This is a genomic window from Aquirufa aurantiipilula, from assembly GCF_019923745.1.
Lineage (GTDB): Bacteria > Bacteroidota > Bacteroidia > Cytophagales > Spirosomataceae > Aquirufa > Aquirufa aurantiipilula.
Window position 1 is genome coordinate 27,895 of sequence record NZ_JAANOG010000006.1, and the last position, 26,500, is coordinate 54,394.

Sequence of the window (26,500 nt, forward strand, 5' to 3'; positions counted from 1 at the left end):
TTATTTTAAATCTTGTAAGGTTATTTCTTTGTCTTTACTTAAAAAATCTGCCTGATTAACAACCCGTTGACCGCTAGCTAATAATGCTTCATCAGCTACCACTTTTACTGGCTCAATACAGGAAGTATGCTTTTCTCTAAAAGGGATGTTGTAGGCCAGGTTATAAGCCGAAATCACAGACCAACGTGCATACTCGGATAAATTAGCCTCGGATCGATGCAAAATATTGCTATGAAAAAATAGAACATCTCCTGCTTTAAGTTCGCAAGACACCAGCTCGGAAACTTTTGCGGCTTCGTTGACAAAATCCATATCAGCACCCTGTTGCTCGCCAGCAAACAGATGCTCAAATCGCTGCATTTTGTGAGTACCTTTGAGGACTTGCAAACAACCATTCTCTATGGTGGCATCTGTTAATGCGACCATGACAGAAATCATGGCTTCTGGATACAGAAAGCCGTTTTTATACCAATAACCGTAATCTTGGTGCCATTCCCATGAACCTCCCACTCGAGGTTCTTTTTGCATCACTTTGGAATGAAAATGACAAACTTCGCCTTCACCCAATAAGGTTTGAACACCTTCTACAAGCCGCTTACTGCGCGACATTAAACCAAAAGAATCATCTCCGGCGGTAAACCATAAGGTCAATTTGGTCTTTTTACCTGATTGGTCATTTAGATCAAAGGCTTGATTGATGACTGATTGATCAGTAGCCACAGCATATAGCAAGTCGATCTCTTCTTTGGAGAAAAGTTGAGGTATAATCAAGTAACCGTCTCGATGGTATGCCTCTTTTTGTATTGAAGTAATCATAGTTTAGAATAGATAAAGCTAATATAAGTATTTCTTAAAAAAATCTTATTTTATCTACCCTGATTACTAGAAAACACTTGGATTTTATTTTAAGGGAAAATACGAGTTTAATCGTTTTGTTTTATTTAAACAGCTCAGGATGCATTTCATCCCAAGGTGTAGCATCTTGGTATATTTTGGCCAATGCCAAAATAGTTGCCTCATCGAACAGATTACCTAGAAAACTTATGCTCGTTGGCTTATTCGTTTTTTTGTCAAATCCATTGGGGATGCAAACTACAGGATGGCCGGTTAAGTTAGTAATGGCTAATTGGTTCCCTGAAAATAGACTTGGGCTAATGATAACATCAAAATCTTTGAAAAGGTAATTAACCTGTTGCATCAATAAATAGCGATGACGTTGGGCATTGATGTATTCCACGGCAGGGATGAATCTAGCTGTTCTAAATTGATTGGGCCAATCTCCTTTTCTTTGCATGGTCAATTCATCATCCACATTAAATCGGGTTAACTCATCAAATTGGGCGGCACATTCTGCTCCTATGATAATATCCATCATTTGAAAAGGGTAAAACTTCTTTTCTGAAAAATCCATAGGAACGATTTTCGCTCCGGCTTGTTGGAGTACCCGAAGCACTTGCCATTCGTTGGCGGTAGAATCTTTTAATTTATCAAAGTAATTTTTGGCATATCCAATTCTCAACTTTTTGATATCCACCTGATTGGTATAATTGAATGCGGCTTCGGTGGCTGATAAATCGAGTCCATCGGTGCCACGGATGGCATCTAAAACAATGGCTGCGTCTTCGGCATTCCGACATATCGGTCCAATTTTATCTAGGCTATAACTTAATGCCATGGCACCTGACCGACTTACTCTTCCGAAGGTAGGACGGAGACCTAATGCACCACAGGTGGTAGAAGGAGAAACAATACTTCCCCAGGTTTCGGTACCAATAGCAAAAGGAACTAAACCCGCCACGGTGGCCGATGCTGAGCCTGCTGATGAACCTGACGAACCTAGGGCCAGGTTCCAGGGATTTTTGGTTCTTCCTCCGTACCAATAGTCGCCCATAGCTAAGGCGCCAAGGGTAAATTTGGCAACTAATACAGCTCCGGCTTGTCGCAATTGTTGGTAGACAAATGCGTCTTCTTCAATCACTTGTTCTTTATAGGGGGCTGCTCCCCAGGTGGTTTTAGTGCCTTTGACAGCAAATAAATCTTTTAGGCCATAGGGTATTCCATGCAATAGGCCACGGTACTTCCCATGTGCAATCTCTTCATCGGCTTGCTTGGCTTGCTCCAATGCTATGGATTCTGTCAAAGAAATCAGACATTGTAAGGTATCTCCGTATTTCTTTATCCGGTCGATATAAAATTGGGTCAATTGAACAGAACTGATCTTTTTAGTTTTGATCAATTCGGCTAATTGAGGAATGGAATAAAAGGCAAGAGATGATTTTTTATTGGGTAAATCTGTACCAGTTGCTTGGGTCCAATGAATGGGGATTTGTTGTTTATTAACATGAACACCCGGAATTAGAACGGTTTGCCATAAACTTAAAGGAACGGAATTAGGCAAATGAACCCGGTGTTGCTCTTGGTAAACGGTTAAATTGTCTTGAACATCCGACAATAAAGTATCGATTTCATTACCGGTAAAATTAAGGTCAAATATCTTGGCTGCCCCTTCTACATCTTTTTTTTGAATTTTAGATGACTGTGCAAAGCCCGAGGTAACCAGTAAAAACAAGTTGATCCAGAGTACAAATTTTGCCATAGGTATTTATTAGATACCATGAAATAAATCAAAATAAGCGAAATAGCTCTTTCATTGGCAAAAATTTATCAGAAAGCTGATTAAATCCTGCTTGGGTTCGATAAGATTTCATGCCTAGCTTTGGCTACAGCTTCAGAGGCACCTAGATTTGTCAACTTTTGAAAAGTTGACAAATCTAAACGACAAATAAATAGACAAAACGAAACGACGATTCAAAATATCAAATGAACATGAAAAATCTAACTACTGGGTTTCCACCAATCGGGCACGGAGGGAACGGATTGTTCTATGCGTTGGATAAGTTCCTGACTAAGTGCATCTAAGTTGGAAGCCATAATATTGGACTTAACTTGATTCACTGATCTAGCCCCAGGAATGACAACAGAAATAATTGGGTTTTGTAACGTAAATCGCAATGCATTGGCTGAAAGCCCTCCTGGTAATGCTGCTAAAAAGGCTAATTTTCTTGCATTATCCAACATCCAGTTTTTATCACGATCTGCCATATTTGAACGGTAATCGTCCTCTCCAAAATTAGGCTCTTCTATTAATAATCGATCACTTAAAAATCCAGAACCCAAGGGAACTCGACCAATGATGTCATACTTTGACAAATTTGGGTGTTGGCCCAAAATCTCATCCACTCTTCTATCCAATGCATTATAAATTACCTCAATCACGGATCCAAAACCAGCATCCATCACTCGTTTGGCTCCATAAACACTTTTGGAACTTACTCCATATTGTCGAATTAGTCCTTGACTAATTAAATCCTCTAGTGGAGAACGATCATAATTTGCCCAATCAAAATTATCAGGAGGAGAATGCATCAACAAGATGTCGATGTGCTCACGTTGTAAGCGTTGCAAACTAGCTTTTACACTAGCATAAAGATGTTCTGAGGAAAAATCTTGACCTGAAGTACCATCTGGCAAATACACATTTCCAAATTTGGTACAAACCATGATGTCTTGAGGATAGGTAGTGGCCTGAAGGGCTTTACCTACAATTACTTCAGATAAACCTTTGCCATAAGAATCAGCGGTATCGATGAATTGAATCCCTGCCTCTAAAGCAGCCCTCAAAATGGCTAAGGATTCTTCTTCGCTAATTTCTCCCCAACCCATCGCCTTTCCTTGGACCATATTGGGTCCTCCCAATTGCCAAGTGCCTAGCCCTAATTTTTGATACAATCGACTCGAAAAACGAGGAGAAGTGGCTTTCGACATGTCCTAAGACAATTGGAAATCTGGCTCTAATATAATCTTACCTTTGATCAAGCAGCGTTCGCCTTTTTTCGTAGCGAAATAGGCATTTCTACCGTGCAGAATACGATCATCATGGAAAAATGCAGCCTCACCGCGTTCTAGTTGAACTGGTAAAACTAAACCCGCATTGATCACGCGTGTCTCTAAAAATTGATGGAAATCTTCTACTAATTGCAGGGCCTCAGGGGTATTGTCTTTATCAACACAGAAATAATTCCAGTTAGCCAACCAACCTAATTCATCCTGATCTAAAATCTTTCGAACTTTCTTATGACCTGCCTTATCAAAATTCACAGTAATAGTCATCAAGCGCTCCAATAATGCGTCTTGCCCGTCAATTTTTAAGCAGTCTACCAAATCTGGTAAATCAAAAAATGTAGTAGCTCCCCCACGAGCAGCGCGAGAAGTACAGTAGAAAAACTGCAAGGATTTTTCATCCCCTAATTCCACGTAAGAATCATCTGTATGCAATGGTTGACGAGTATTACTACTTCTATAACGATCTGGAATAGCTGGATCATAACTGATGTCAATCCAACGGTTATCTTTTCTTTCTCCTGTAATCAAATCTTCATCCTCATTAAATGGAGTACCGATAGAATCTGCAAAATTGATGTAAAATTGCTCCAAAGGAATGGGCAAATTATAGCCTGCCAAATGGATTACTTTATATTGCTTAACCGCTTCTGTTAATTCAGCAATGGTCTCTTGTTCGGTCGTAAAATTAATTTTCTTAAAGAATTCCATACGTAGGTTTTTCAATTTTGATACAATAAGAACATTTTAATGATTCCAATTTCAAAGGTACAAAAATTTGTCAACTGACTTTTCCTGCTTTTATGAATTAATTATTAAGTGGTCAATAGAAACATATTAAGGCCTAGGCCCTAAATCTCGGTAGCTAATAACCTGTATACCCAATTCGCGGATGGCATCTTTTACCTGCTGACTAGTAAATACATCCGTAACACCTTGTCGGTCCATAGCCACGCCTTCATAGCCAATATGTGAAACAGCTTGTAATTCAGCATCGTCCATACCTGGATGATCAACAAAACAATAGGTTTTGCCTGCTTGAAGTTTACGCAGCATTTGAATAAAACTAGCTATTTTTTGAGCTGATGTTTGATTCAGTCCAGCATAACTCGCCCGTTCAAAAGGGTATGTTGTATTATCGTATATCAAATGATATTCCTTGGCCAATTTTTTGGTCATTTCAATCACCTCTTCATTGATTCGGGAGCATCCCATGTGTGAAGAAAGGTGACTAATTCTGGGTATTTTTTTGATGGCCAACTCTATTTGAGCCCTAAATTCAGCTTCAATATCGGCAAGGGTAAACTTATTTTCGATTATCGCCAATCCAGGATAATTCTTATTGGCATACACCATGGGGAAAAAATAGCCATCGGGATCACGTAAACTTTTAGCTTCCGTTAAGGGCCGCCATTTTAACTTATCCCACTCACTAGTTATTGCCAAATGTATTCCCACATCTATATTGGGATGGTTTTGCAACATTTGCACTGCTTCTGGAAACCAAGGTGAAGGAACAATTACTTCAATAGAAGATTGGATACCATTCAAAGAAGATTGCATCAAAGCCAAATTACCAGAGTGACTATAACCCATGTCATCCCCACGAACAATCAGTCGGGGTGCTTGGGGATTTTGAGCCCATGATTGAAATGCCCAAAAGAGCAGTAGCAAAACCTTTTTCATTGGGTAAGGGATTTGTTCGAGGAAAATTGTTCAAGGAAAAATACCCAAAATTTGCGGACATTCGTATCTTGTTGCATAAAAACCTATTTCTATGTTAAGTTCCATCTTCCTATTTGTAAGTACCTTATTCACCTTCGCTCCTTCAGATTCTACTCAATATCAATTAATCGTAGGTTCTTATACCAAAGCCAAAAACCCAGGGATCGAGGTGTTTGACCTAGACATAGCTACAGCCAAAACAAAGCCCAGCTACATCCGTGAAAACCCGAATGCGTCCTATCAAGCACTTTCTGCCGATGGAAATTTACTATATTCTGTATCCGAAGAAGGGGGTGGAAAATCTGCCATTAGTGCCTATGCTCGTAATGCCAACGGCACCTATACCAAATTAAATTCAAGCCCAACCGTAGGCGATGGACCCTGTTTTGTCAAATTCCACGAAGCCAGTAAAACCGTTTACGTGGCCAATTACGGAAGTGGCTCTCTCAATGTATTTAAAACCGAGGAAAATGGACGCTTGCTCCCTGCTTCTCAATCATTTTTTTACAAAGGATCCAGTGTGGTAACAGGCCGACAAGACTCCCCGCATGCCCATATGGTAGCTATAGCACCTGATCAAAAAAGTTTGTACGTTCCCGATTTAGGATCGGACAAAATCCATTGGCATCCTATTTTGCCTGATGGGACATTGGCAGAAAATTATCAATCCATTGCGGTCAGCGCCGGTAACGGTCCACGCCATATGATTTTTCATCCCAATGGAAATTTAGCTTATGTCATCAATGAACTGAATGGAACAGTGGATGTCTTTAAAATTAGTCCTCAAGGATTGGACAAAATCCAAAACATTGTTTCTGATACAAGTACAAAAGTAGCCGTTAAAGCTAGTGCCGACATACATATTTCTCCCAATGGAAAATGGTTAATAAGTTCCAATCGAATTACTAGTGACAACCTAGCTCTTTTTGCGATACAAACAGATGGAACATTGAAGTCCATGGGCTACCAATCTGTAGCCAAAATGCCAAGAAATTTCAGCTATGATCCCAGCGGAAAATGGTTATTTGTGGCAAGTCAAACCGAAAACAGAATTCAAGTTTTCTCTGTCAATCAGCAAACAGGTTTATTGACCGATAGTAAACAAGATATCGCTGTGACGGCTCCAGTATGTCTGTTATTTATCAAGAAACCTGATAGCCCAGAAGAACGTTTACAAGCTTTAGGAATCACTTTATTGAAACCGAGCACTCCTTTAGCGAATTATGTCAAATTTACGCGGACAGGAAATATCGCTTTTTTATCAGGTCATTTACCTGAGAAGGCAGAAGGCGGGTTTGTTTTAGGGAAACTAGGTAATAAACTCAGTGTAGAAGAGGGTCAAGCTGCCGCCAAATTGGCTGGAATTGCCTTGATATCCACTTTAAAAGGCCAATTGGGTGATTTACGTAGAGTTAAACGTATTTTGAAGGTAACGGGTTTTGTTAACTCTGATCCGAGTTTTACACAACAACCTGCGGTCATGAATGGATTTTCTGATTTAATGGTGGCGGTTTTTGGAGATAAAGGAAAACATGCCCGCTCGGCGGTAGGAGTCAATGTCCTACCCAATAACGCAGCTGTAGAAGTAGAAATGGTGGTGGAACTTTATTAATAATCGGTTTTAATGCTAGAATCAAATGGCGCTTTTATTTGGTAGCCTAAATCTCCATCTCGTTGATTATCTAAAACGTCTAAACCATATTGCAAGTCGCTCACAGAAGTACTGTTGAAAGTTCCAAAAATGCGATCCCAAATCGAGAATATATTTCCATAATTGGAATCAGTTTGAGGTCGACTTAAGTGATGGTGTACCTTGTGCATATTCGGAGAAACAATCACAAAACTGATCATTGAATCTAGCCACAATGGTAGACGGATATTGGCATGATTGAATTGAGAAAGTACAACCGAGATACTTTGGTATACCATGACCAACCACATAGGAGCACCACAAACTAGCACGCCCAACATGGTGAACAATGCCCTAATAACACTCTCGCCTGGATGATGTCGATTGGCGGTGGTGGTATCCACCATGGTATCGGCATGATGCACCATGTGAAACTTCCACATCACTTTTACTTTATGTTCTACCCAATGCACAAAATAGGCCCCCACTAAATCCAAAAGCAATAATCCTACAATAAATTGCCCCCAAATCCCCATGGGAAACCATTGCAAAAATCCTATTTGATGGGAGATGGTCCAGTCGCTCAGCTGCACAATCCATAATGCAAAACCGAAATTAACCACAATGGTGGTAAAGGTAAATAATAGATTTATCCCGGCATGCTTCCATTTATTGTAGCGAAAGGTTACCAAAGGTATCACATATTCCAACAACCAAAAAAAGCTGATACCTCCCGCTAAAATCAGGGCACGATGGCTACTTGGAATGTGATCAAAATAAGAAACAAGGCTTTCTAACATAAGGCTGAGGTTTTGCTCAAATCAATGACAAATAATGTTAAAAAGCATCTCATTTCCAATACCTCACACCTTTCAGCAGCGGGATTTTTTAGGTTAAAAAATGGTAGATTCCATAAGAAAGTAATAGACCAATTAGGGCCCAAAGTAAACCCGTGGATTTTCTTTTCTTTAAAAACAACAATAGGATTAAACCTGTGGCCGAAATGAATATCATAAAAATGGCAGAGATATCAATCACCCAGGCCCAAGATTTGCCTGTGTCTCTCCCTTTATGTAAATCGTTGATGACAGCCATCCAGCCCATGCGGGTTTCTGTTAGATCATAGGCACCCGTTTCTCGGTCAATGAACACATCAGCGGTATAGCCGGGACCTTGAAATGAAACCGAAATTTCGGCATCATCTATCCTGAAATCATTCAATTGTCCTTTAATTCCATGGGTATTTCTGAGGTGCTCCACTACTTCCAGTTTAGCTATTTTGGCCGTATCCGATTGATTCACCCAAGCTACATTCATTTTGGCTTTTTGCTCCTGAACATCGGATTTTTCAGGAAGCCATTCTTGATGATTCAAGGTTAATCCGGTCACGGAAAAGAATAAGACAATTGCAAAGCTGAACATGGACAAATAAATGTGTAGCCAACGAGAGATTTCGGCTGTTGAGCGACGAAATTTACTTTGCTTGGGTTTTAATGTAGGATTAGGCTTACTCATATGCTTGGTTAAAAGAAGCCCATGAATGTATCATGGGCTCTCAATAAAAATAGAATCTAATTTATTTGGCTACATAAGTTAAAGAAGCACCTGTCACTTCCTCATTACCAGAAAGCGTTTGCTTTTGATCCTTACCATTGAAATTCATTTCTTGTTTCATCAATTGGTAAGTACCATGCTCACGAGCAGCCTCAATGTATACCGTATATTTTCCTTGTTTCACAAATTGCCCTGCATCATCTTTTCCATCCCACACCAAGGTGTATTCACCAGGTGATCGGGTAGCACTAGCTAATGAAGCTATATCAATCGCACTTTCTCTTTGTGCGGCATACCAAGAACGCAAATCTGGCAACCATCTTGGCTTATTAAACCATAAAGCAATACGTCTAATGGGTTTATGATTTTCATCTTCTACCCAAACAGCCACAAAAGGACGACGGAAGCGACCTTCAAAACTAGCCAATTCAAATTTAATTTGTAGCTCTTGCTTATCCGTCCACATTTTTTCCTTTTGATTAACCATCAAAATATTCGTACTCAAACTCGAAGGACGGAAATTGGGCGCATTAGAGGCCACAAGGTTGTTCCAATTGGGACTTGTATATTCTTCTCCCGACTTTGTCAAAATCAAATAATCGGTATCGGGAATGGATGCTGCTAATTGTTGACTTTGTGCTGGACTCATTACCTGAAAGGCCGTAGAAAGTGCCCCGGCTGTTACTGCATCAGGATGTACGACAGTTGCACTTATGATTTCCGTAGCAGGCTGACCAGTCAAAGGATTCATCACATGAGAAAACCATTGCTTATTGATTTCAAAACCTCTTTGATAATCCCCTGAGGTAGCTACAGCCTTATTTTCAACTAATATCTGAGTATGAGGAGCTGCATTTTCTGCAAAGTTACGTGGATCTTTAATCGAAATTTGATCTAGTCCATTTCCTTTAACCAAGATATCGCCTCCGACATTTAATACAATTCCATGTACCCCCTCGGTAGCTAAAGCGATGTCTGCAGCTTTTTGCATAACATAGGATTTGGCAAAAGAATGTAATCGTAAGGCCGCCTGACTGGTTCTAGCTATGCTCTGTTCTGCTTCATTAATTTCCCAATGCTTTTGCTGGGCTAGCTGTACCGCTGCTTGAATATCCTCATCTTTGGGTATTTGATTTTCTACACTTGCTGCTTTCCATACTTGAGCAATTTCTTCAGCTGAGGCATTAATCAAACCACCTGTTTTTTCTTTCCAAGCATCAAACTGCTGAAGAACTTGGAATAAATCTTGAGATACTGGCTTAAATTCTCCTTGACTAGTCATCCATTGATTAAACTCAGTACTTGGATGATAAGTACCCAAAATTTGACTTAAGCGTTTTACCTCTGACAGTAAACTAGCTTCGGCCTTTTTGGCAGCGCCATAATGAGATGCGGCAATTTTAAGGTCTAAAGATGTTCCCAACAAATGATCCATTTGAGAAACATAAATACCTGAAGATTGAGTGGAAAGGAGTTGAGGTGAAGTAAGCGAAAGGGCCGCAAGGCCAAGGGATCTTAACATAAGCTATTTCATTAGGGTTTTAGATGTCGAAATTTAGATTTATTCCTTTGATAGCCGGTCAAATTATAGATAAACTACTCTTTTTTGTCTACCCAAAGCAAAAATAATTCCTTTTCCTAAACGCGGGTCTGACCTGATTATTAAGTCGCTATCAGGATTTACGTTGTAATTAATCTCCATTTTGTCGATTTTTACTAAAATAAATACCTCTTAGACCCATATTCGGGTTGTCAATAAAATTACTATGAAATTGAAACACCTCGTTCGCTTAAGCATTTTTCTTTCTTTCCTAAGTTTTCAAAGTATAGCCCAGGTAGGGCCAAAAGGTAAAATCAAAGGTCAAATCATTGAAAAAGAATCCAAAGCTCCTGTCCCGTTTTCCAGCATTCGCATATTTCAAGCAGGTGCTCAAAAATTAATCACTGGTGGAATTGGGGATGATAAAGGCCAATTTTCTACTGATGTAGTTTACGGAACCTACGATGTCGTGATTGAAAGTGTGGGTTTTGAAACAATCCAACAAAAAGGCATCATCATCAATAAAGAAAATCATACTATCAATCTAGGCGTTTTAGAAGCCAAATCTTCGTCTAAAACATTGGAAGAAGTAACAGTGAAGGGTCAAAAAGCTTCTATGGAATTGGCTTTGGACAAGCGAATATTTAATGTTGGCACCGATTTAGCCAATCGCGGTGCGACAGCCTCTGAAATTTTAGGTAATCTGCCCTCTATTCAAGTGGATGGCGAAGGTGGGGTTAAGCTTCGTGGAAGCGACAATGTCCGTATTTTAATTGATGGTAAACCGTCTACTTTGGTAGGTATCAGTGGTGCAGGCGGACTGCAGTCATTGCAAGGAAATTTAATTGAAAAGGTGGAAGTTATCACGAATCCTTCGGCACGGTATGAAGCAGAAGGTATGGCAGGAATCATCAATATTGTTTTGAAGAAAAATCAAAATCAGGGCTTTAATGGGGCTATAGAAACCACTACGGGTTATCCTGAGAATTTCGGCGCTACAGCTATTGTTAACTACCGGAAAGACAAGTTAAACTTCTTTTTGAACTACGGTCTATTTTACCGTAGAACTCCAGGGAGAGGAAATATTTACCAGGAAGTTTATACCCCAGGACAAACTAATTATTTGCAACAAACCTCCCAAAATAATGTGAGAGGTATGGTGAATAATATACGGGGTGGAGCTGATTATTTTTTCAATGAAAAAACGGTTTTAACCGGTTCATATATTTTCCGTAGAACCGATGTTCGTCGTATTTCGGATTTTCATTATTTGGACTACCAAAAAAGCTTGAGCAATTTATATAGCATCACTGATCGTCAACAAGATGAAAAAGAAGCAGAACCCAATTCCGAATATGCTCTAACATTCAAAAAGTCTTATGCTAGAAAAGGCAAAGAATTTACAGCTGATTTGCGCTATTTAGATTATTGGGAAAGTTCAGACCAATTATTTACCCAAGTGGGCAAAAGACCCGATGGTAGTGCTTTTCCTGAGAATTCCAGAATACAAAAATCCATCAACGATGAAGCAGAACACCAGTGGATTTTACAAGCGGACTATGTAAATCCTGTGGGGAAAGATGGAAAAATAGAAACGGGTTTACGGACAAGTTTTCGGGATATGACCAATGATTATATTGTGACTCAAAAACAAGAAACAGGAGAGTTTACTGTAGTACCGGGATTACAAAACAATTTTGTTTATAATGAAAATATCACGGCAGCTTATGCCATTTGGGGTACTAAAATCAAGAAATTTTCCTATCAAGTAGGTATCCGTGGCGAGATGACAGACATTCGGACGGAGCTATTGCAAACGAAAGAGAAAAACCCAAGGAACTATGCCAATTTGTTTCCAAGTGCTCATTTTACCTATTCTTTGTCGGCAGATAATTCATTCCAACTAGGCTATTCTAGACGGGTACGTAGACCTACTTACAATGAGTTAAGTCCATTTGTAACTTATTCTGATAACCGAAATTTTTTCTCCGGTAATCCTAATTTAAATCCACAATTCACAGATGCATTTGATTTGGGCCATGTGAAATACTATGAAAATGGAAGTATCAGTTCATCCATTTACTACCGAAATACCGAAGGAAAAATAGATCGTATTCGTCAAGTAGATGCCAATGGGTTTTCAATTACTTTACCTCAAAACTTTAAAAGCGAAGTTTCCATGGGTGCCGAATTTACTGGATCTTCCAATGTAAGTAAGGCATGGAAAGCAGATTTGAGCATCAATATATTCCGAGCGAAAGCAGATGCCAGCAACATTGATCCCAACTATGTGAGCGATACTTATTCTTGGTTTGCCCGCCATACCTCTCGTTTCAAATTAGGAGGAGGCGTAGATGCCCAATTAAGAGCCAATTATGAAGCTCCGCAAAATACACCTCAAGGTTCAAGAGGTTATATTGCTTGGATGGATTTATCGGCCAGTAAAGACATCATGAAAGGCAACGGTACCTTGACCTTGAATATCTTGGACGTTTTCAGTTCCAGAATCATGCGCTCGGAGACTCGAGGAACAGGCTTTTATACCAAATCTGAGTTTCAAGGTCGTTTGACGCAATTCAATTTAACTTTTAACTACAGAATCAAAACAACCAAACAAGCAGCTAAACAGCGTAGAAGTATGATGGATGAGGAGTAGAAATGAATTCAATATCTTTCAAAAAGCTCTAGAAATTTCTAGAGCTTTTTTATTTCCAAGGTAAATCCAGCAATTTAATTCCCAATAGTTTTTGACAAACCTGATTTAATTGTTCTTCTGAACCTTCTAAGTGAAATGTTCTTTGTACATGACGCAGCGACTGACCATGGGCTAAGGCAATGGCGGGAGAAGAACTTTCCAATTCATAAAATTTCCCCATTTGGGTCCCCGTATCATTTTTGCCATCATTATACGCATTTAAGGCATCTCCTTGGTAGGGGTTTTCCTGAATTTCCCACATGGAATTGACATATTCTTGTTCCCCCTGATAATCAAATTGAAGGATAGTCAATATGTGATTGGCAGCATCATAACTTGCCGCTAGAGGAATCAAGGCTTTCGGCGGGATGCCTAATTTACCTCTCGAGTTCGCGTCTGCTTTAAAATAAAGCATACCGTCTTTTTTGATCAAACGTTCCGCAGGAATCTGTCCAAAATAGGCAGAGTTAATAGCCGCTTCTTGCCCTTTTTGGTAAGGGATTAATATCGTATTTTGGTCTGAAGCCTTCATCATCCCTAATAACCAGATCGACAAAACACCCGTTGATTTAGACCAATCTTGTCCTGTATTTTTCAATACGTTATTCGTTTGATAGCCCACCCATGAAATTCCCTCCAAAGAAACTTGTAATTGCTTTTCTGCTTCCGCTTGATTTAACAAGGCTACTTCACGGTCTAAAGAGACTTTAAATTTTGTTCCAGAATAATTCTCAATTTCAAAATCTTTGTGGAATAAGGCCTTTTGGCTATCTGATTTAACCAAAGGATATGTTTCGGTATCAATGATTTCGGGGGTTTGCCAATGCTCAAAAGTAAAGGGGTCTCCTTGTTTAAAATACACAGAATACTGCCCACCTTCAGGACCTAACCAAAAGCGCTCTTCTCCACCAAAAGCATTCATATGAGGCCCTAATTTACCTGATTTAATGAGCTCATGATTGATCCAACCGTAGCTAAAACCTGCATCTCCTTGGGAGCTACTGGTCATTACCCTGGCTTGGTATTTCCCAAGGACCAAGACCTGCTGGTTTCCTTGTTTTAATAATACCGTCGTGGGATCATTTTTCAATAAATTATAATCGTATCCAAAGCTATTTTCTGGGTTCATGGTGGTGTTTGAAGGCTTAGAAGGTTGACAAGCCATCATCCCAGCAAGGATCAGTAAATAATATGCTTTCATAGGTTTTGAGGGCTTGTAAATAGGAAATGAAGTTAAGTAAAATTCCTAACGCTGGCAAGGTTCAAAACCTTGACAGCGTTGTTGAAACGATTGATTTTTCATAGTTATTGTCCAATAAATTGATAATCAATATTAGTCCATTTGACTTCCTCAATCAAGGAATAAATTCGTTAAAATAAAGTCCTAAAAAATTTAATCAAATAGCATGAATAAGCATTACAAAATGCCCGTAGATCCGTAATTTTGAATAAGTAAAAAGGAATACCTTTGACTACAAATACAACCTATTTAAAATGAAAAAATACCATTGGCTATTGGTGTTATCCATAGCTATTATCTCATCTTGCCAGCGATCCAATAGTCCCAGTCAAATCGAGGCTTGGACCTACAAATCCCAACATCAACTACGAATCTCTGCTCATCGAGGAAACTCAGGATTAGCCCCAGAAAACACCTTGGCTACTTTCCAAAAAACCTTAGAGATGGGAGTTGATTTTATTGAAATAGATGTACGAACCTCCAAAGACAATCAATTAGTCATTTTACATGATGGAACTTTAAACAGAACCACCAATGGAACAGGCCCAATTGCCAACTTGTCTTTATCGGAAATTAAACAACTAAAAGCCAATAAAGGTTGGGAGGCACAATTCCCTAATGAACAAATTCCAACTTTGGAAGAAACCTTACAATTGGTAGCAAAATGGAACAAGCAAAAAAATACGAAAACCTATATCTACGTGGACTGCAAACAAGTGGAACCTCAACCCTTGGTATCACTGATGCGGAAATATCACTTAGATAAAGAGTCAGTTTACTATGGGAATGACGAGTTTTTAGAAAGGCTAAAAACAGTAGACGCTCAAAGCAAAAGAATGCCGAGCTTAAATAATGCAAATGAAATCGAGACAAAAATAAACCGCTTAGCCCCCTATGCTTTCGATGTCAATTGGCTCAAAATGAACGCTCAATTAGTCCATGACATTCATGAAAAAAACATCAAAGTATATACCGATGTACTAGGTCCATTGGACCAATCTAATAATTATAAAAAAGCTAAAGAGCTGGGAGTGGATCTAATTCAAACGGATCACGTAAAATCAGTTTATCGATATTTTCTTGGAAACTAATTTGAAAATTTCAACGTTGTCAAGGTTTGAAACCTTGACAACGTTAAGAAAAAATTACTTTTTAGGCTCAGAAATAACCCCTAAATAACGGCCCATCCAATAAGGTAAAAGCCAAATGTCTCCCGCACTATGTTCCGATAATCCATTGCCTCCATTGCGGTCCATATTAAACTGGTTAGCATTATGGCGCATGATGGGTTTTTCATCAGGAGGTAATACTTCTTGGGTGGTTTGACGACGGAAGTTATCCGCGACTTTCACGATATCTTTACGATGACTATTTTGAATAGCCCAATCAATCATATCCATAGGATGTTCACGTAAATACCACGCTGCCTCATTCAAATCAAATTGTTTGGTGCCTGTTAAGGCCGTAAATATATTCCAAGCTCCCTCTTTTTCTGGACGCTCAATTTGCCAGTGATCCAAGATGGATTTCTTGAAATTCGCTTTTAAAGTGTCATTAAACGCATATCGGTACAATCCCCAATATCCCACATAATACATTTCATCATCTGAGTGATTCCAGCCATCCGACATGTTTTGTGCATGGGCATCTGCATCCTTTCCAGCTCGACCTAAGACACTAAAAGGGCGCATCAAGTTATCATAATAGCCATATTTAGTCAATAGCTCAAAAGCCTTTTGCTTATACTTCTCCTTTTTAGTAAAATGATACGCCGTTTGAAGCATGGAAGTAATATTAGACGAATTCAATTTACGATCTCCCACATTCGTAGGGAAAGAATTAACGTATTTTGGATTCCATTTTCCCCACAAAGTAGGCTTCCCATCAAAGTCAATCAAATACATATCATTTTTCAAGATATGCGACATCAAAGTATCAATTAAAACAATGGAACGCTTCCTTAAATCGGCATCGTCCACCAACTCAGCCATAGCCCCAAAAGCAAAAATATGTCCTATTACCTCATCACTACTTGTCGTGGATTTAAAGTCCCACTCTGGATCAGGAGAAGGCTGCCAACGCTCTGGATCCGACAAACTAGCAATAAAACCACGACGCTCAAATGAACGAGCTGGGAATCCTGGAACTGGAGTTAATTTATATAATCGCTCCATGGCATCTAAAGACTCCCGACAATTTTGCAATGCCTCTGGGTCTTTGGTTACCGCATAACGAAAAATTTCTCCTCCCAAATACATGGATGTCCAAAGGCCATCATTATCTGAATCAGCCAAATATCCTGTACTTAGATTTCCTTTTTGCATACCATCCAATGAGGCATTAAATCCATTCCTTATATGGCGCTTTCTTACTTGATCATCATAAAAAACGGCCTTTTCATGTAAGGTCATTTTCTTAAAACAGATTTGTCCCAATCCGGCACTTGTGGTGATTAAAACTGAATTTTTAGGACCTTCAGCAATGTGCTTCACGACATTACTTGGTAACCATCTTTCTCCATTATAATAATCATATTTACCATCCTTCTTTAAAGCAAAGGCCCCCTTATTCGTGCCAAACCAAACTTTATCCCCAATGGATTTAATGGCAGTAATTTCGGTCCAAGGTAATTTTTGTTGCTTTTCACTGATTTGTTTTGTGCTAGTATCGAAAATCTGATACCCATCATTTCCTCCTACATATACTTTGGTAGAATTTTCTGCTATATCAAATGCAGTAAAAGAGCCACTGGCTATTTTAGAAATACCAGCTTGGGCTGCCGAGAAACTGTAAAGTGCTTGTTTCCCTAAAATAAAATAGGTTTGACTAGACGCTTGGTATTTCATATCAAGAACCTGATCTCCCGACAAATTACCTTTGAACAAGGTTTTGGAATCTTTCACCCAATGAATATTAATCCCGTCTGAAATTAAAAAGGCAAAATCCTTTCCTCCAACCACTTGATTCGCTTTGGCTAATTCATGTTTGGAATAAATACTTCCAGCAAAAGCATGACTCAAAATCGCCTTATCATCCAACAATACAAATTGCTTTTGATACGAAGTTAAGGCTGCCATTTTCTTGGGAGCACTCGTCCGATATTTGGTATCCTTTATCAACGTTCCTGGGTAAAGAAATTGTCCATCATGTGGCAGTAAAGTACCCGTAGAGCCAAACAAAATAATATTACCATTTCTGTCTGCATAACTAGTACTCAAATCTGTAGCCTGATCTTTAGCTAAATAATATTTGACACTATAATCTTGCCAAAATGGGGTATCCTGATACACAGGTTGCTTGGACTTATTTTGTGCCCAAGTCATATGCGTCGCCAACAAAAGGCAAATGCATACTAGTACATGTAATTTACTGATTTTCATTGTATAGGTTTAGGTTTAAATTCACTACTCGGCTTTGATTTTCTGAGGATCAACTACCACATATTTAATTGATTTTTGGTCTTTCTCTATGTGAGAAGAATAGCTAATGTGCAAAAATCCATCAGGACTTTGGGTCAAAGATGGATAGGAAAAACTTCCTTTTCCAGGGGCCACATTTTCCAGATATGTTTTCCATTTCCAAGTTTTTCCTTCATCATCAGAAAGAAATAATCCCAATCGATAGCGACCATCAATTATGTCATTTCCTAAAAACGCCAATCTACCATCTGCCAAAACCAAAAGTTCCACACTAGCTGTATTGGGTATATCTGTTTTGACAGAAGCAGACCAGGTTTCTCCTTGATCAGAAGACTCACTCATGTGTACTCGAGGAGGATTATCCCCGCTATCACGCAAATAAGCTAATAAGTTACCATTCTTCTTTTTTACTACGGCAGGTTGAATGGGTCCACGACCTACCAAAGGTAGGCTTGGTCGCCAACTAGCTCCTTGATCATCAGAAATGGCCATCATTGAGAAATTATATCCATCAGAATAAAGAGGCAAAATAATGCGTCCACTTTCCAAAATAAGTGGTTTGATTCGCGTCATCCAACCAAAGCTTCTTTTCACAGGATCAGCGCTAGCTTTGGCTATCATTTCATCGTATTTCGGCGCATATCCTGCCCAACCAATATGGTGCTCAGGCAATTGCTTTAATTTTTTACTCACCTCAGTAGCAAAGTCATTTCCTGGCTTTAGCAAAATATTATCTTGCCATTCCCAAACAGGAGCCCCCTCTTTGGAATAATTTGTGGATGTCCGCACACGCAACACAGACTGTTCCCATTGATTTGCTTGAACAGCAATCCAGACTAAAAATAATTTATTTTCCTTGTTCAGAAAGAGCACCGGATTACAATCTGGGATATGAGGTGTGTCAGCCATTAAAAATGGCTCACTCCATCGAGAATCCCCCTTTTTTAAACGGGCTCCCATCAATTTAACATCATCAGCTGTTCTTTCTCCGCTACCATAAAACCAAACCGACAGGTAATCTCCATTCGGCAAACGGACCAAGCTACTTCCATGGACGTGTTTGTCTTGTCCAGGAAAAATAAGCATCGATTTGACAATAGCTGTACTTTGAGCTAGCGATGGAGTAGACATCACTAGCAGGGCAAATACGATTTTTAAAAACTTCATGTGATTATTTTACTTTTTTACGTCGCTCCATCAATTCTCTGAAAGTACTTAAGATAATACCTTCTTTCTCAATATAAGCCTTCAAATCTGGATGCATCATGGAATTCATATCAGCTAAACGAGAGCCTCCTGAACCACTGATAAACTTAAATTCTTCGGTGATATCACTACTATGAACGATCAACATAGCCACACCTGGCTTCATGTGTTGCAATTGATAAATCCATTGGTCCGCCTTGTATTTTCCCCACTCAGCAGGAGTAGCATTTCCCTCTGGTTTCCAATCTCCACTATCCGAGTGCAAATCATCCAATACTGGTAAACCTGCTTTCCATAGCATTTCGCCAATCTTCTTAGATTCCGTTACCAAATCTGTCAAACCAAATTTAGCCATGGGTAAAGGCATGCCTTCTTTCCACTTACCTTCTGCTTTCATTTTTTTGATATATGGCTTATTGACCGATTCAATCAGCATTTTATTGTTTCCTCCAGGAAACATTACAGGAATACCTAATTCCATTCCCACTTTCAAATAACGCTCTAAAAATGGAGGATAAGCAAATAAGGTTCCCATATGCGAATCTAGGTGGGTGGGTTTCCATCCCAAACGTGTCGCACGTTCTATTTGAGCTCGGATTTCTTTTTCTACTTCATCTGGACTTCCGTTTTTAATAACTTGTTCTACACTATGCCAAAGGCATCCATCACCATCACTTAAAGTAGGTACCTGCTGAAAACCTGATAAAGCTGGCCAACGGTAATCCTTCCATTCTGAAGTCAAAGTCAGGTGCAAACCCGCATCTAAATTGGGATGGTTTTTTTGGATGTAATGTATAAAACTAGCTGCCCATGGACATGGCATCATGATACTACATGAAGTTGCTACTCCTTGTTCAATGGATTTATAAGCCCCTTGATTAGAAGAGTAAGACATACCACAATCATCCACATGAAAAATAACCACTTTCTTCCCCTTCGGGTAGCCTAATTTTTCAGCATAAGTGGGTTCTAATTGCTGAGACACGGCATTATTAGTCAAGATGCTACAAGCAATGCATGCCCATAAAAGTAGTCCTAGTTTTTTCATATTACAAAACACATTTCGATGAGTGGATGGTTGAATGACCTTAAATTTGCCTAAGATAATTCAATGATGTGATAATAAGTTATTTCAGCATCGGTTTAGGGCTAGCCTGTATCAACTGCAAGGCTTGGTCCATGTAAATCTCTGCCGTCATTTCCCCCAAACTGGTTCGGGTGACATAGTCATAGCGCTTAAAGCTATTGTAATCCACTTTAGCTAACATATAACCAAAGGCATCATTGGTAAGGCCAAACAAAAAGGGCAATTTGGTTGCCATGTGGCGTTTGACATAATAGCCGACATTGGGTAAGGCTTCACCAGGAACCGTAAGAATTTGAGCAGGCCCAATGTTCAACAAGTTTAATTGAGTGCTAACCGTATTCGGTTTTTTGTATTCGTATTTTAAAGGTGAATTGGTTAAAATATACCGCATGATTTCTGAATCAACAGGTAAGTCTATCATCTTTGACGTACAATAAATTGATGGAGAATCTAACACTGGAGCTTTATTAATTATTCGCAAAGCTTCATCCGCTAAAAGCTCTCCTATTCGAATGCATTCTTCCCAGGTATTGGCTTCCTTTTGGCTACTTTGTCCTTCTTTTCCATATTCCAAACGGGTATCTGCTGTGACCATTCCTCCTTGAGCTCCATTCATGAATAAAGCAACACCGCCTGCTTGAGCTTCAATTCTATCATACAATGGCCCACATAAATCAGGGCTAAGAATCCCTCTTCCGCTTCCGATAACTTCTGGATGGATCGCATAATTCACCAAGGTAGCAATGGCTTTCCCTTGTCGAGCACCCGTGGTAGCAATAGCTTGAATGACTCCACAACGTGGATCATATAAAGCAGGGGCATAATAATTATAAGCAATTTTACCTTTGGCTTCTTCTACATTAATTTTCAAAGCGGCAGGTTCTAATTTCGTCATGGCTTCGTTGACTGCATCAGCAATTTGCTGAACACAACGATCTAGGTATTTCAAATCTGCATAATTTTTTCCCGTAACATCTGGAAAACCATAGGCATCGGGGGCGGAGTGTGTATGCGTAGCTCCAATTAAAATATTTTCAGGGGCGATTCCTTTTATTAGTGCTCTAGACTTATTTCCTAGAACAGAAGTCCAACCAAGGTTATCCACATTAACAATAGCAAAACGAGTATTTCCTTGCTCAAATACCATGGCACGAGCATACAATTCCCCTTTCTTTTCTACACTAGGTTTAGGTGTTCCTATACCTCCCGAAACAGGAAGTAAGGGTTCTGGTGTAATAACTCGTACGGCTGCCCCAACCCGGAGGGTTTGAGCAGTCGCTTGAGTAAACAAACACAAGAATAAAAGTATGAAAAGGTTTAGAGGTGTATTTAATTTCATTGGTTAACAGAATTAGAGAATCTAATTTTTTGAAGGGCCTCCCGAAGGAGACCCCTTAAAAATCTTAATATGGCTTTCCTGTACCTTGAATAATCCAAGGCTTAGACCAAGCACTGTTTTTGCCATCCGCTTGTGAGTAATTAGTTACTTCTAATTTATCCAAAGCTGCAGCTGTATTTTTAGCATTGATACGTAACTCATCCTGCATGTAATAGAAACGAACAGGAATAGCTTGGCGTTTTGCCACTGGACCCGCTTTTAACTCAGGGAAACCTGTACGACGGAAGTCGAACCAAGCCTCAGTAGCTGCAGTCCAGCTAGCAATCCATTTTTGCTCAATCACTTGTTTTACTGTACCAGCAAAAGCAACACCAGAATTAGCCAAATACGTAGATGAAGTAGAACCTACTCCCCAAGTAGTCAAGGAAGCTTTCACACCATTCTCATAAAACGTTTTTGCATCTCCCACTGCATAACCTTTCAACGCAGCCTCCGCTAAGATGAAGTTCACTTCAGCAGCAGATACCAAACGAGCTCTTAACAAAGCTCCAGAAGCATTTTTATACATTGGAGCAAGGAAAGAAACGTGAGGGTTAAATGAAGTCTGACCAGGTGTTGGGTTCATGTTGTAAGCAGAAGGCAACTGAGAGAATGAAGTAGGTAAACCTACATATTCTTGATCTGTATCAACTTTTGAATTACCTACCACATCAGGTGATAAATAACGCTTACCATCAATGATCTTATCTGTTTTAGCTGGTAAAGTAGCATCTACCACCAATGGAATTTCTACTTTAGCTGCCCAAATACCTAAACGAGGATCTTTCACTCCTTGTAGGTATTCTACAAAAGTATTCGCCATTTTGATACGACGGTAATTACTACCACTCACATCATATACGGCATTAGCTGGCCAAGATGTACCATCTGAAGTACCTGGGAATCCCATCGTAGCATCATCAGAGTTAGCTAAAATCACAGGATAGTTCGCTGGATTCTTAGCAATTTTCTCAATACCTGCTTTAGCTACATCTGGTTTCTTTGCAGAAATACGCATGTAATAACGTAAAGCCAATGAGTTTGCCAATTTACGCCATTTTGTAGGGTCACCGGAATAAATCACATCCACGTTATCTACAATGTTGGAGTACTCACTTTTTTGCTTAGATAACAAGGTATTCGCTTTTTCTAAATCTGCTAAAATACCTGTATAAATTACCTCTTGAGAATCATAAGCAGGTAAGATATTATCTGTACCACCTGTCTCCCCTTTCAAGGCATTGGTATAAGGAGCATCACCCCAAAGATCCGTAATCAAACCAAACATGAAAGCTTTGTTGACTAAGGCAACTCCTTGTTGGAATTCCCAGTTTAAAGCTACCGAACGACTATAAAGCAAGTCGTTATTACGTAAAATATCATAATAACCAGACCAACTTTGGTTTCCACCCCAGTCGTAATCATTATGTCCTGATGACCAAGCATCTTTTTGTGTGTGCTGAACTACACCCGCTATATCTTGATATCCCAAGTTTACATAGGCCTTGGACATTTCTGTTAATACAGTAGGCATTACCAAGTTTGGATTCACAACCTCTGGTTGAACTCCATTTGGATTTATATTCACTTTTGTCAAGTCTTCACAAGAGAAAAATACTCCAGTTAATAGGGTGAAGGCGACAGCTTTTATTAATCTTATTTTCATGATTTTAATGTTTTAAGGTGCTTTGATTAAAATGTCAAACCAAGTTTAAATCCAACTGGGATAACCCAAGGAGTAACATTATAGCGCTCAATTCCTTGCTTAAATTGGGTTCCTGCTTGTGCTCCAGCCTGTGGTTGGAAAGCTGTTTCAGGGTCAATTCCAATTTTAGAAGCCGTCCATAAAATGATGTTACGACTGTAAACAGAGAAGTTAGCACTTTGCAAACCTAAGCTCTTAACAAAATTACTTGGAAGCTCATATCCTAAAGAGATCTCTCTCAACTTCACGAAAGAAGCATCGAACGTAGCGGCACGTGTAAAGCTCCAAGGATAGTTATCTCCGTAAGGAAGGATACGGGTATTAGGTCCACCTAAGTTTTCTTCGTAACCAGTGATGTTTCCTTTACCATCATAAATAGCAATAACACCTGGGTTAAATACTCCATTAGGATACGTTTTTCCACCATATTCAAATGGATAACCACCGTACTCAGCAGTTGGGCCACCCACGATAGGGAAATAACCGTTTTGATTAATACGGATGTATTTGTCTTGGTTTGCAACTAAATAATTACGTAGTGCATCTCCTGTCAAACCATTTGGATTGATCAAATTGTCTAAGAATCGTTGAGATTTCAAATCCGACTCACTATAACGGTAGGTTTGAGAAACAAAGTCACCACCACTTCTCCAGTCAAATGTCATGTTTAAACTAAAGTTCTTATAAGATAAAGAAGTCTGTAAGCCTAAAATGAAGTCTGGGTTGAAGTTACCAATCTTCGTACGAGTATTGCTCGCATTAACCGATTGCCATGAACCATCCGAATCCAAAATTGGATATCCGAAATACTTAGATGATTGATCTTTAACCGTTACGATTTCTGCATCATAGATATCTCCAATTTTATCTCCTACATAAGTCCAAGCACCACCTTTTGCATCAGTCCAAAGGGTGTAGAAATTCAAACCTTCTGAAAGTTCTTTGATGGTCGTTTCGTTCTTATAGAAGTTAGCTGTCAAATCCAATCTCCAACCATTCTTGTCAATCGGTGTACCACCAGCAGTTAATTCAATACCCTTAGATACTAACAAACCAGCATTGATGTTCTTCGAAGTAAAACCAGAAGAAGAAGGTAGGGTAGTTGGGATAATTTGGTTACGATTTTCTACCGTGTAATACGTACCTGAGAATCTTAAACGATTTTTATACATCGTCAAATCAAGACCTAAATCGTAGGAAGTAGAAATTTCAGGCTTCAAATCAGGTAATAAGATAGAACCCGATTTTCCTAAACGAGTCAATGAACCCCAAGCTTCAGCATTTTGCAATGTATTGATCAATGCATAAGGATTGGTATCATTACCAACTTGCGCTACTCCAGCACGTACTTTCAATAAATCTATTTTATCATTTGGAATCGCAAATGCCTCATTCAATAATACACTTAAGGAAGCAGAAGGGTAGAAGTAAGATCTATTTTCTATAGGCAAAGTACTTGACCAGTCGTTACGAGCAGTTAAATCCAAATACACCATATCCTTGTAAGATACGTTGGCCATTCCATAGGCACTATACACCACTTTCTTCGTTTGGAAGCTAGAATAGTTAATGTTAGTATTGGCAATATTTTGCAAAGTAAACAAACCAGGAATAATTAATCCTGTACCACCTTTAGATGCTGTACTTACATCCGAGGTTCTTGAGCTTCTTGCATTACCTCCGACAGAGAATGATAAATGGAAATCCTCTACTGGCTTAGTCCAAGTAGCTAAGAAATCCACGTTACGCTCATAACGATCTAAGTTGATGATACCATAAGCACCATTTTTCTCACCTGTGTATGACTTCGCAATTTTAGTTTCACGAGTTTCACCATAGGTATCTAAAGCATAACGAGCCATCAAACTTAACTCAGGAGTAATTTGATAATCCATTTTCAAGTTACCAAAGGCACGGTTACGCTCAAATCCGTTTTTCACTTCATATGCCAAGAACCAAGGGTTATTGAAGTTTCCGATAGACTGAGATTTTTGTTGTAAACCTTCTTGACCAGGAACCCAGTAATCTTTCAAGTCCATGATGTTGATGTGTGGAGATACAGCATAAGCCCATTGTAATGGGTTAGACCCTCTCTCACTCGCTGGACGATTGTTTGAATTATTTCTACTCAAATCAATATTTGCACTCAATTTCAACTTGTTCGACAATTTGAAAGAAGATGCAGCAGATAAGGAGTTTTTGAATAAATCTGAGCCTGGAATAATTCCACGGCTAGTCATGTTGGAATATGTCAAACGATAATTCGCAACATCATTTCCATTCGTGATAGAAACACCGTTTGTAGTTGTAATACCCGTTTGAACAAAGTTTTTCACATTGTCTGCATAGGACTTCAATTCTGTTGGAATAGGTTTTCCATCTGCACCTTTAGGGCTATTCCATTGAATGGCTTTGTAACCTTTATCCAATTCTGGTCCAATTCCTCCCGCTGAACCTTCTTCAATACTCAAAATTCCACCTGGATATGGGTTATTGTCTGGCGTAAATGGAAGTACACCCGTAGCAAACTTCGAGTGCATTTTCAAAAACTTGTAAGGATTATCAAATACCGTATTCGAAGTAATATTAACCGACATTTTCTTCGCCTTTGAACCATTTTTAGTTGTGATTAACACAACTCCATTACCCGCGCGTGAACCGTAAAGAGCCGCAGCACTTGGTCCTTTCAAAACCGATACACTTTCAACATTCTCTGGATTTAAGTCGGAAATGGCATTACCATAATCCACACGGTTATCATTACCGATTTGACCTACGTTATTCAAGGAGTTAATAACTGGCACACCATCAATCACAAATAAGGGCTGATTGTCATTACTCAAGGACTTAGCTCCACGAATGATCATACTAACAGATGAACCTGTACCACCAGTAGCGTTGATGCTTACACCAGCAACTTTACCAGAAAGAGAGTTCAAGACGTTTTCATTAACAACACGACTAATATCTTTTCCAGCTACTTTACCTACGGAGTATCCAAGTGATTTCTCTTCACGTTTGATACCTAATGCGGTAACAACTACTTCATTTAATAGAGCCGTGCTAGAAGATAAAGAAACGTCTAATACACTGCGACTTCCGATACGAATTTCTTGCGTATCAAAACCAACAAACGAAAATACTAATACGGGATTCGATCCATTGACTTCAATGGAATAAGCTCCCGACGAATTAGTGGTTGTCCCTTTGGTCGTTCCTTTCAGTGAAATATTCACTCCTGGAACTTCGGTACCATCCTGACTGGAAGTTACCTTTCCCGTGATCAGTCGGGACTGAGCGAAAGCAGCTGAATAGCACCCGGCTATCATGACTGCTACAAATAGAAAATGCCGAAACATTTTTACTGTAAAATTTAATCTCATAGTTAAATAGATTTGGTTAAAAAAGACTTTACTCGATA

18 protein-coding genes are annotated in these 26,500 nt (G+C 39.3%); 3 read left to right on the forward strand and 15 right to left on the reverse strand.

The window, feature by feature from the left end; genetic code table 11:
- The 5 genes from G9H60_RS08020 to G9H60_RS08040 form a co-directional block, all read right to left on the reverse strand.
- Window positions 1-816 (reverse strand): phytanoyl-CoA dioxygenase family protein, encoded by an 816-nt coding sequence (locus G9H60_RS08020; RefSeq protein ID WP_223143544.1) that lies wholly within the window; start codon window positions 814-816, stop codon window positions 1-3.
- 121 nt (window positions 817-937) lie between these two features.
- Entirely contained in the window at window positions 938-2,596 is a 1,659-nt protein-coding gene (locus G9H60_RS08025; protein ID WP_223143545.1) for an amidase, read from the reverse strand.
- Between the two features lie 239 nt (window positions 2,597-2,835).
- On the reverse strand, window positions 2,836-3,825 hold the full coding sequence (locus tag G9H60_RS08030; RefSeq protein WP_223143546.1) for an aldo/keto reductase: 990 nt from the start codon (window positions 3,823-3,825) through the stop codon (window positions 2,836-2,838).
- Between the two features lie 3 nt (window positions 3,826-3,828).
- Window positions 3,829-4,611, reverse strand: coding sequence for a TauD/TfdA family dioxygenase (locus G9H60_RS08035; protein WP_223143547.1), 783 nt, complete (start codon window positions 4,609-4,611; stop codon window positions 3,829-3,831).
- A gap of 126 nt (window positions 4,612-4,737) precedes the next feature.
- Window positions 4,738-5,586 carry a polysaccharide deacetylase family protein gene (locus G9H60_RS08040; protein ID WP_223143548.1) on the reverse strand — a complete coding sequence of 283 codons (849 nt, stop codon included), beginning with the start codon at window positions 5,584-5,586 and terminating at the stop codon, window positions 4,738-4,740.
- A 91-nt stretch (window positions 5,587-5,677) separates the two neighbouring features.
- On the opposite strand from G9H60_RS08040, the gene G9H60_RS08045 reads away from it, so the two are divergent.
- Window positions 5,678-7,237 (forward strand): Atu1372/SO_1960 family protein, encoded by a 1,560-nt coding sequence (locus tag G9H60_RS08045; RefSeq protein WP_223143549.1) that lies wholly within the window; start codon window positions 5,678-5,680, stop codon window positions 7,235-7,237.
- Here G9H60_RS08045 and G9H60_RS08050 read toward each other — a convergent pair.
- The 3 genes from G9H60_RS08050 to G9H60_RS08060 all read right to left on the reverse strand — a co-directional run bounded on the left by G9H60_RS08050 (window position 7,234) and on the right by G9H60_RS08060 (window position 10,331).
- Window positions 7,234-8,055 carry a sterol desaturase family protein gene (locus tag G9H60_RS08050; RefSeq protein ID WP_223143550.1) on the reverse strand — a complete coding sequence of 274 codons (822 nt, stop codon included), beginning with the start codon at window positions 8,053-8,055 and terminating at the stop codon, window positions 7,234-7,236. The genes G9H60_RS08045 and G9H60_RS08050 overlap by 4 nt on opposite strands.
- 88 nt (window positions 8,056-8,143) lie before the next feature.
- A complete protein-coding gene (locus tag G9H60_RS08055; protein ID WP_223143551.1) occupies window positions 8,144-8,770 on the reverse strand; it encodes a PepSY-associated TM helix domain-containing protein in 627 nt (208 codons plus the stop codon).
- A gap of 61 nt (window positions 8,771-8,831) precedes the next feature.
- Window positions 8,832-10,331, reverse strand: coding sequence for a DUF2271 domain-containing protein (locus G9H60_RS08060; protein ID WP_223143552.1), 1,500 nt, complete (start codon window positions 10,329-10,331; stop codon window positions 8,832-8,834).
- A gap of 244 nt (window positions 10,332-10,575) precedes the next feature.
- Here G9H60_RS08060 and G9H60_RS08065 point away from each other — a divergent pair, with 244 nt between their 5' ends.
- Window positions 10,576-13,005 carry an outer membrane beta-barrel family protein gene (locus tag G9H60_RS08065; RefSeq protein ID WP_262899991.1) on the forward strand — a complete coding sequence of 810 codons (2,430 nt, stop codon included), beginning with the start codon at window positions 10,576-10,578 and terminating at the stop codon, window positions 13,003-13,005.
- A 49-nt stretch (window positions 13,006-13,054) separates the two neighbouring features.
- Here G9H60_RS08065 and G9H60_RS08070 read toward each other — a convergent pair whose 3' ends face one another.
- A complete protein-coding gene (locus G9H60_RS08070) occupies window positions 13,055-14,245 on the reverse strand; it encodes a DUF6786 family protein (protein WP_223143553.1) in 1,191 nt (396 codons plus the stop codon).
- Between the two features lie 293 nt (window positions 14,246-14,538).
- On the opposite strand from G9H60_RS08070, the gene G9H60_RS08075 reads away from it, so the two are divergent.
- Window positions 14,539-15,375: a glycerophosphodiester phosphodiesterase gene (locus tag G9H60_RS08075; protein WP_223143554.1), complete on the forward strand. Its 837-nt coding sequence runs from the start codon at window positions 14,539-14,541 to the stop codon at window positions 15,373-15,375.
- Window positions 15,376-15,429: 54 nt separating this feature from the next.
- Here the strand turns inward: G9H60_RS08075 and G9H60_RS08080 are convergent, their stop codons facing one another.
- From G9H60_RS08080 to G9H60_RS08105, 6 genes are all read right to left on the reverse strand, one after another.
- Complete coding sequence (locus tag G9H60_RS08080) at window positions 15,430-17,664, reverse strand: hypothetical protein (RefSeq protein ID WP_223143555.1); 2,235 nt, start codon at window positions 17,662-17,664, stop codon at window positions 15,430-15,432.
- A gap of 24 nt (window positions 17,665-17,688) precedes the next feature.
- Window positions 17,689-18,870, reverse strand: a complete 1,182-nt coding sequence (locus G9H60_RS08085; protein ID WP_223143556.1) for a sialidase family protein — start codon at window positions 18,868-18,870, stop codon at window positions 17,689-17,691.
- Between the two features lie 4 nt (window positions 18,871-18,874).
- The gene (locus G9H60_RS08090) at window positions 18,875-19,957 is read right to left on the reverse strand and encodes a polysaccharide deacetylase family protein (RefSeq protein ID WP_223143557.1); all 1,083 of its coding nucleotides are present in this window, start codon (window positions 19,955-19,957) and stop codon (window positions 18,875-18,877) included.
- 79 nt (window positions 19,958-20,036) lie between these two features.
- On the reverse strand, window positions 20,037-21,335 hold the full coding sequence (locus G9H60_RS08095) for a hypothetical protein (RefSeq protein WP_223143558.1): 1,299 nt from the start codon (window positions 21,333-21,335) through the stop codon (window positions 20,037-20,039).
- A gap of 64 nt (window positions 21,336-21,399) precedes the next feature.
- Window positions 21,400-23,040 (reverse strand): SusD/RagB family nutrient-binding outer membrane lipoprotein, encoded by a 1,641-nt coding sequence (locus G9H60_RS08100; protein WP_223143559.1) that lies wholly within the window; start codon window positions 23,038-23,040, stop codon window positions 21,400-21,402.
- 26 nt (window positions 23,041-23,066) lie between these two features.
- The gene (locus G9H60_RS08105; protein ID WP_223143560.1) at window positions 23,067-26,462 is read right to left on the reverse strand and encodes a SusC/RagA family TonB-linked outer membrane protein; all 3,396 of its coding nucleotides are present in this window, start codon (window positions 26,460-26,462) and stop codon (window positions 23,067-23,069) included.
- Window positions 26,463-26,500: the final 38 nt, after the last annotated feature.

What these genes read in the sequence shown, in the direction of transcription:
- G9H60_RS08060 (WP_223143552.1), bottom strand. Translation starts at nt 10,331, where the DNA reads ATGTTAAGATCCCTTGGCCTTGCGGCCCTTTCGCTTACTTCACCTCAA.
- G9H60_RS08090 (WP_223143557.1), bottom strand. Translation starts at nt 19,957, where the DNA reads ATGAAAAAACTAGGACTACTTTTATGGGCATGCATTGCTTGTAGCATC.
- G9H60_RS08095 (WP_223143558.1), bottom strand. Translation starts at nt 21,335, where the DNA reads ATGAAATTAAATACACCTCTAAACCTTTTCATACTTTTATTCTTGTGT.
- G9H60_RS08065 (WP_262899991.1), top strand. Translation starts at nt 10,576, where the DNA reads ATGAAATTGAAACACCTCGTTCGCTTAAGCATTTTTCTTTCTTTCCTA.
- G9H60_RS08080 (WP_223143555.1), bottom strand. Translation starts at nt 17,664, where the DNA reads ATGAAAATCAGTAAATTACATGTACTAGTATGCATTTGCCTTTTGTTG.
- G9H60_RS08045 (WP_223143549.1), top strand. Translation starts at nt 5,678, where the DNA reads ATGTTAAGTTCCATCTTCCTATTTGTAAGTACCTTATTCACCTTCGCT.
- G9H60_RS08025 (WP_223143545.1), bottom strand. Translation starts at nt 2,596, where the DNA reads ATGGCAAAATTTGTACTCTGGATCAACTTGTTTTTACTGGTTACCTCG.
- G9H60_RS08085 (WP_223143556.1), bottom strand. Translation starts at nt 18,870, where the DNA reads ATGAAGTTTTTAAAAATCGTATTTGCCCTGCTAGTGATGTCTACTCCA.
- G9H60_RS08020 (WP_223143544.1), bottom strand. Translation starts at nt 816, where the DNA reads ATGATTACTTCAATACAAAAAGAGGCATACCATCGAGACGGTTACTTG.
- G9H60_RS08070 (WP_223143553.1), bottom strand. Translation starts at nt 14,245, where the DNA reads ATGAAAGCATATTATTTACTGATCCTTGCTGGGATGATGGCTTGTCAA.
- G9H60_RS08055 (WP_223143551.1), bottom strand. Translation starts at nt 8,770, where the DNA reads ATGAGTAAGCCTAATCCTACATTAAAACCCAAGCAAAGTAAATTTCGT.
- G9H60_RS08030 (WP_223143546.1), bottom strand. Translation starts at nt 3,825, where the DNA reads ATGTCGAAAGCCACTTCTCCTCGTTTTTCGAGTCGATTGTATCAAAAA.
- G9H60_RS08040 (WP_223143548.1), bottom strand. Translation starts at nt 5,586, where the DNA reads ATGAAAAAGGTTTTGCTACTGCTCTTTTGGGCATTTCAATCATGGGCT.
- G9H60_RS08105 (WP_223143560.1), bottom strand. Translation starts at nt 26,462, where the DNA reads ATGAGATTAAATTTTACAGTAAAAATGTTTCGGCATTTTCTATTTGTA.
- G9H60_RS08100 (WP_223143559.1), bottom strand. Translation starts at nt 23,040, where the DNA reads ATGAAAATAAGATTAATAAAAGCTGTCGCCTTCACCCTATTAACTGGA.
- G9H60_RS08050 (WP_223143550.1), bottom strand. Translation starts at nt 8,055, where the DNA reads ATGTTAGAAAGCCTTGTTTCTTATTTTGATCACATTCCAAGTAGCCAT.
- G9H60_RS08075 (WP_223143554.1), top strand. Translation starts at nt 14,539, where the DNA reads ATGAAAAAATACCATTGGCTATTGGTGTTATCCATAGCTATTATCTCA.
- G9H60_RS08035 (WP_223143547.1), bottom strand. Translation starts at nt 4,611, where the DNA reads ATGGAATTCTTTAAGAAAATTAATTTTACGACCGAACAAGAGACCATT.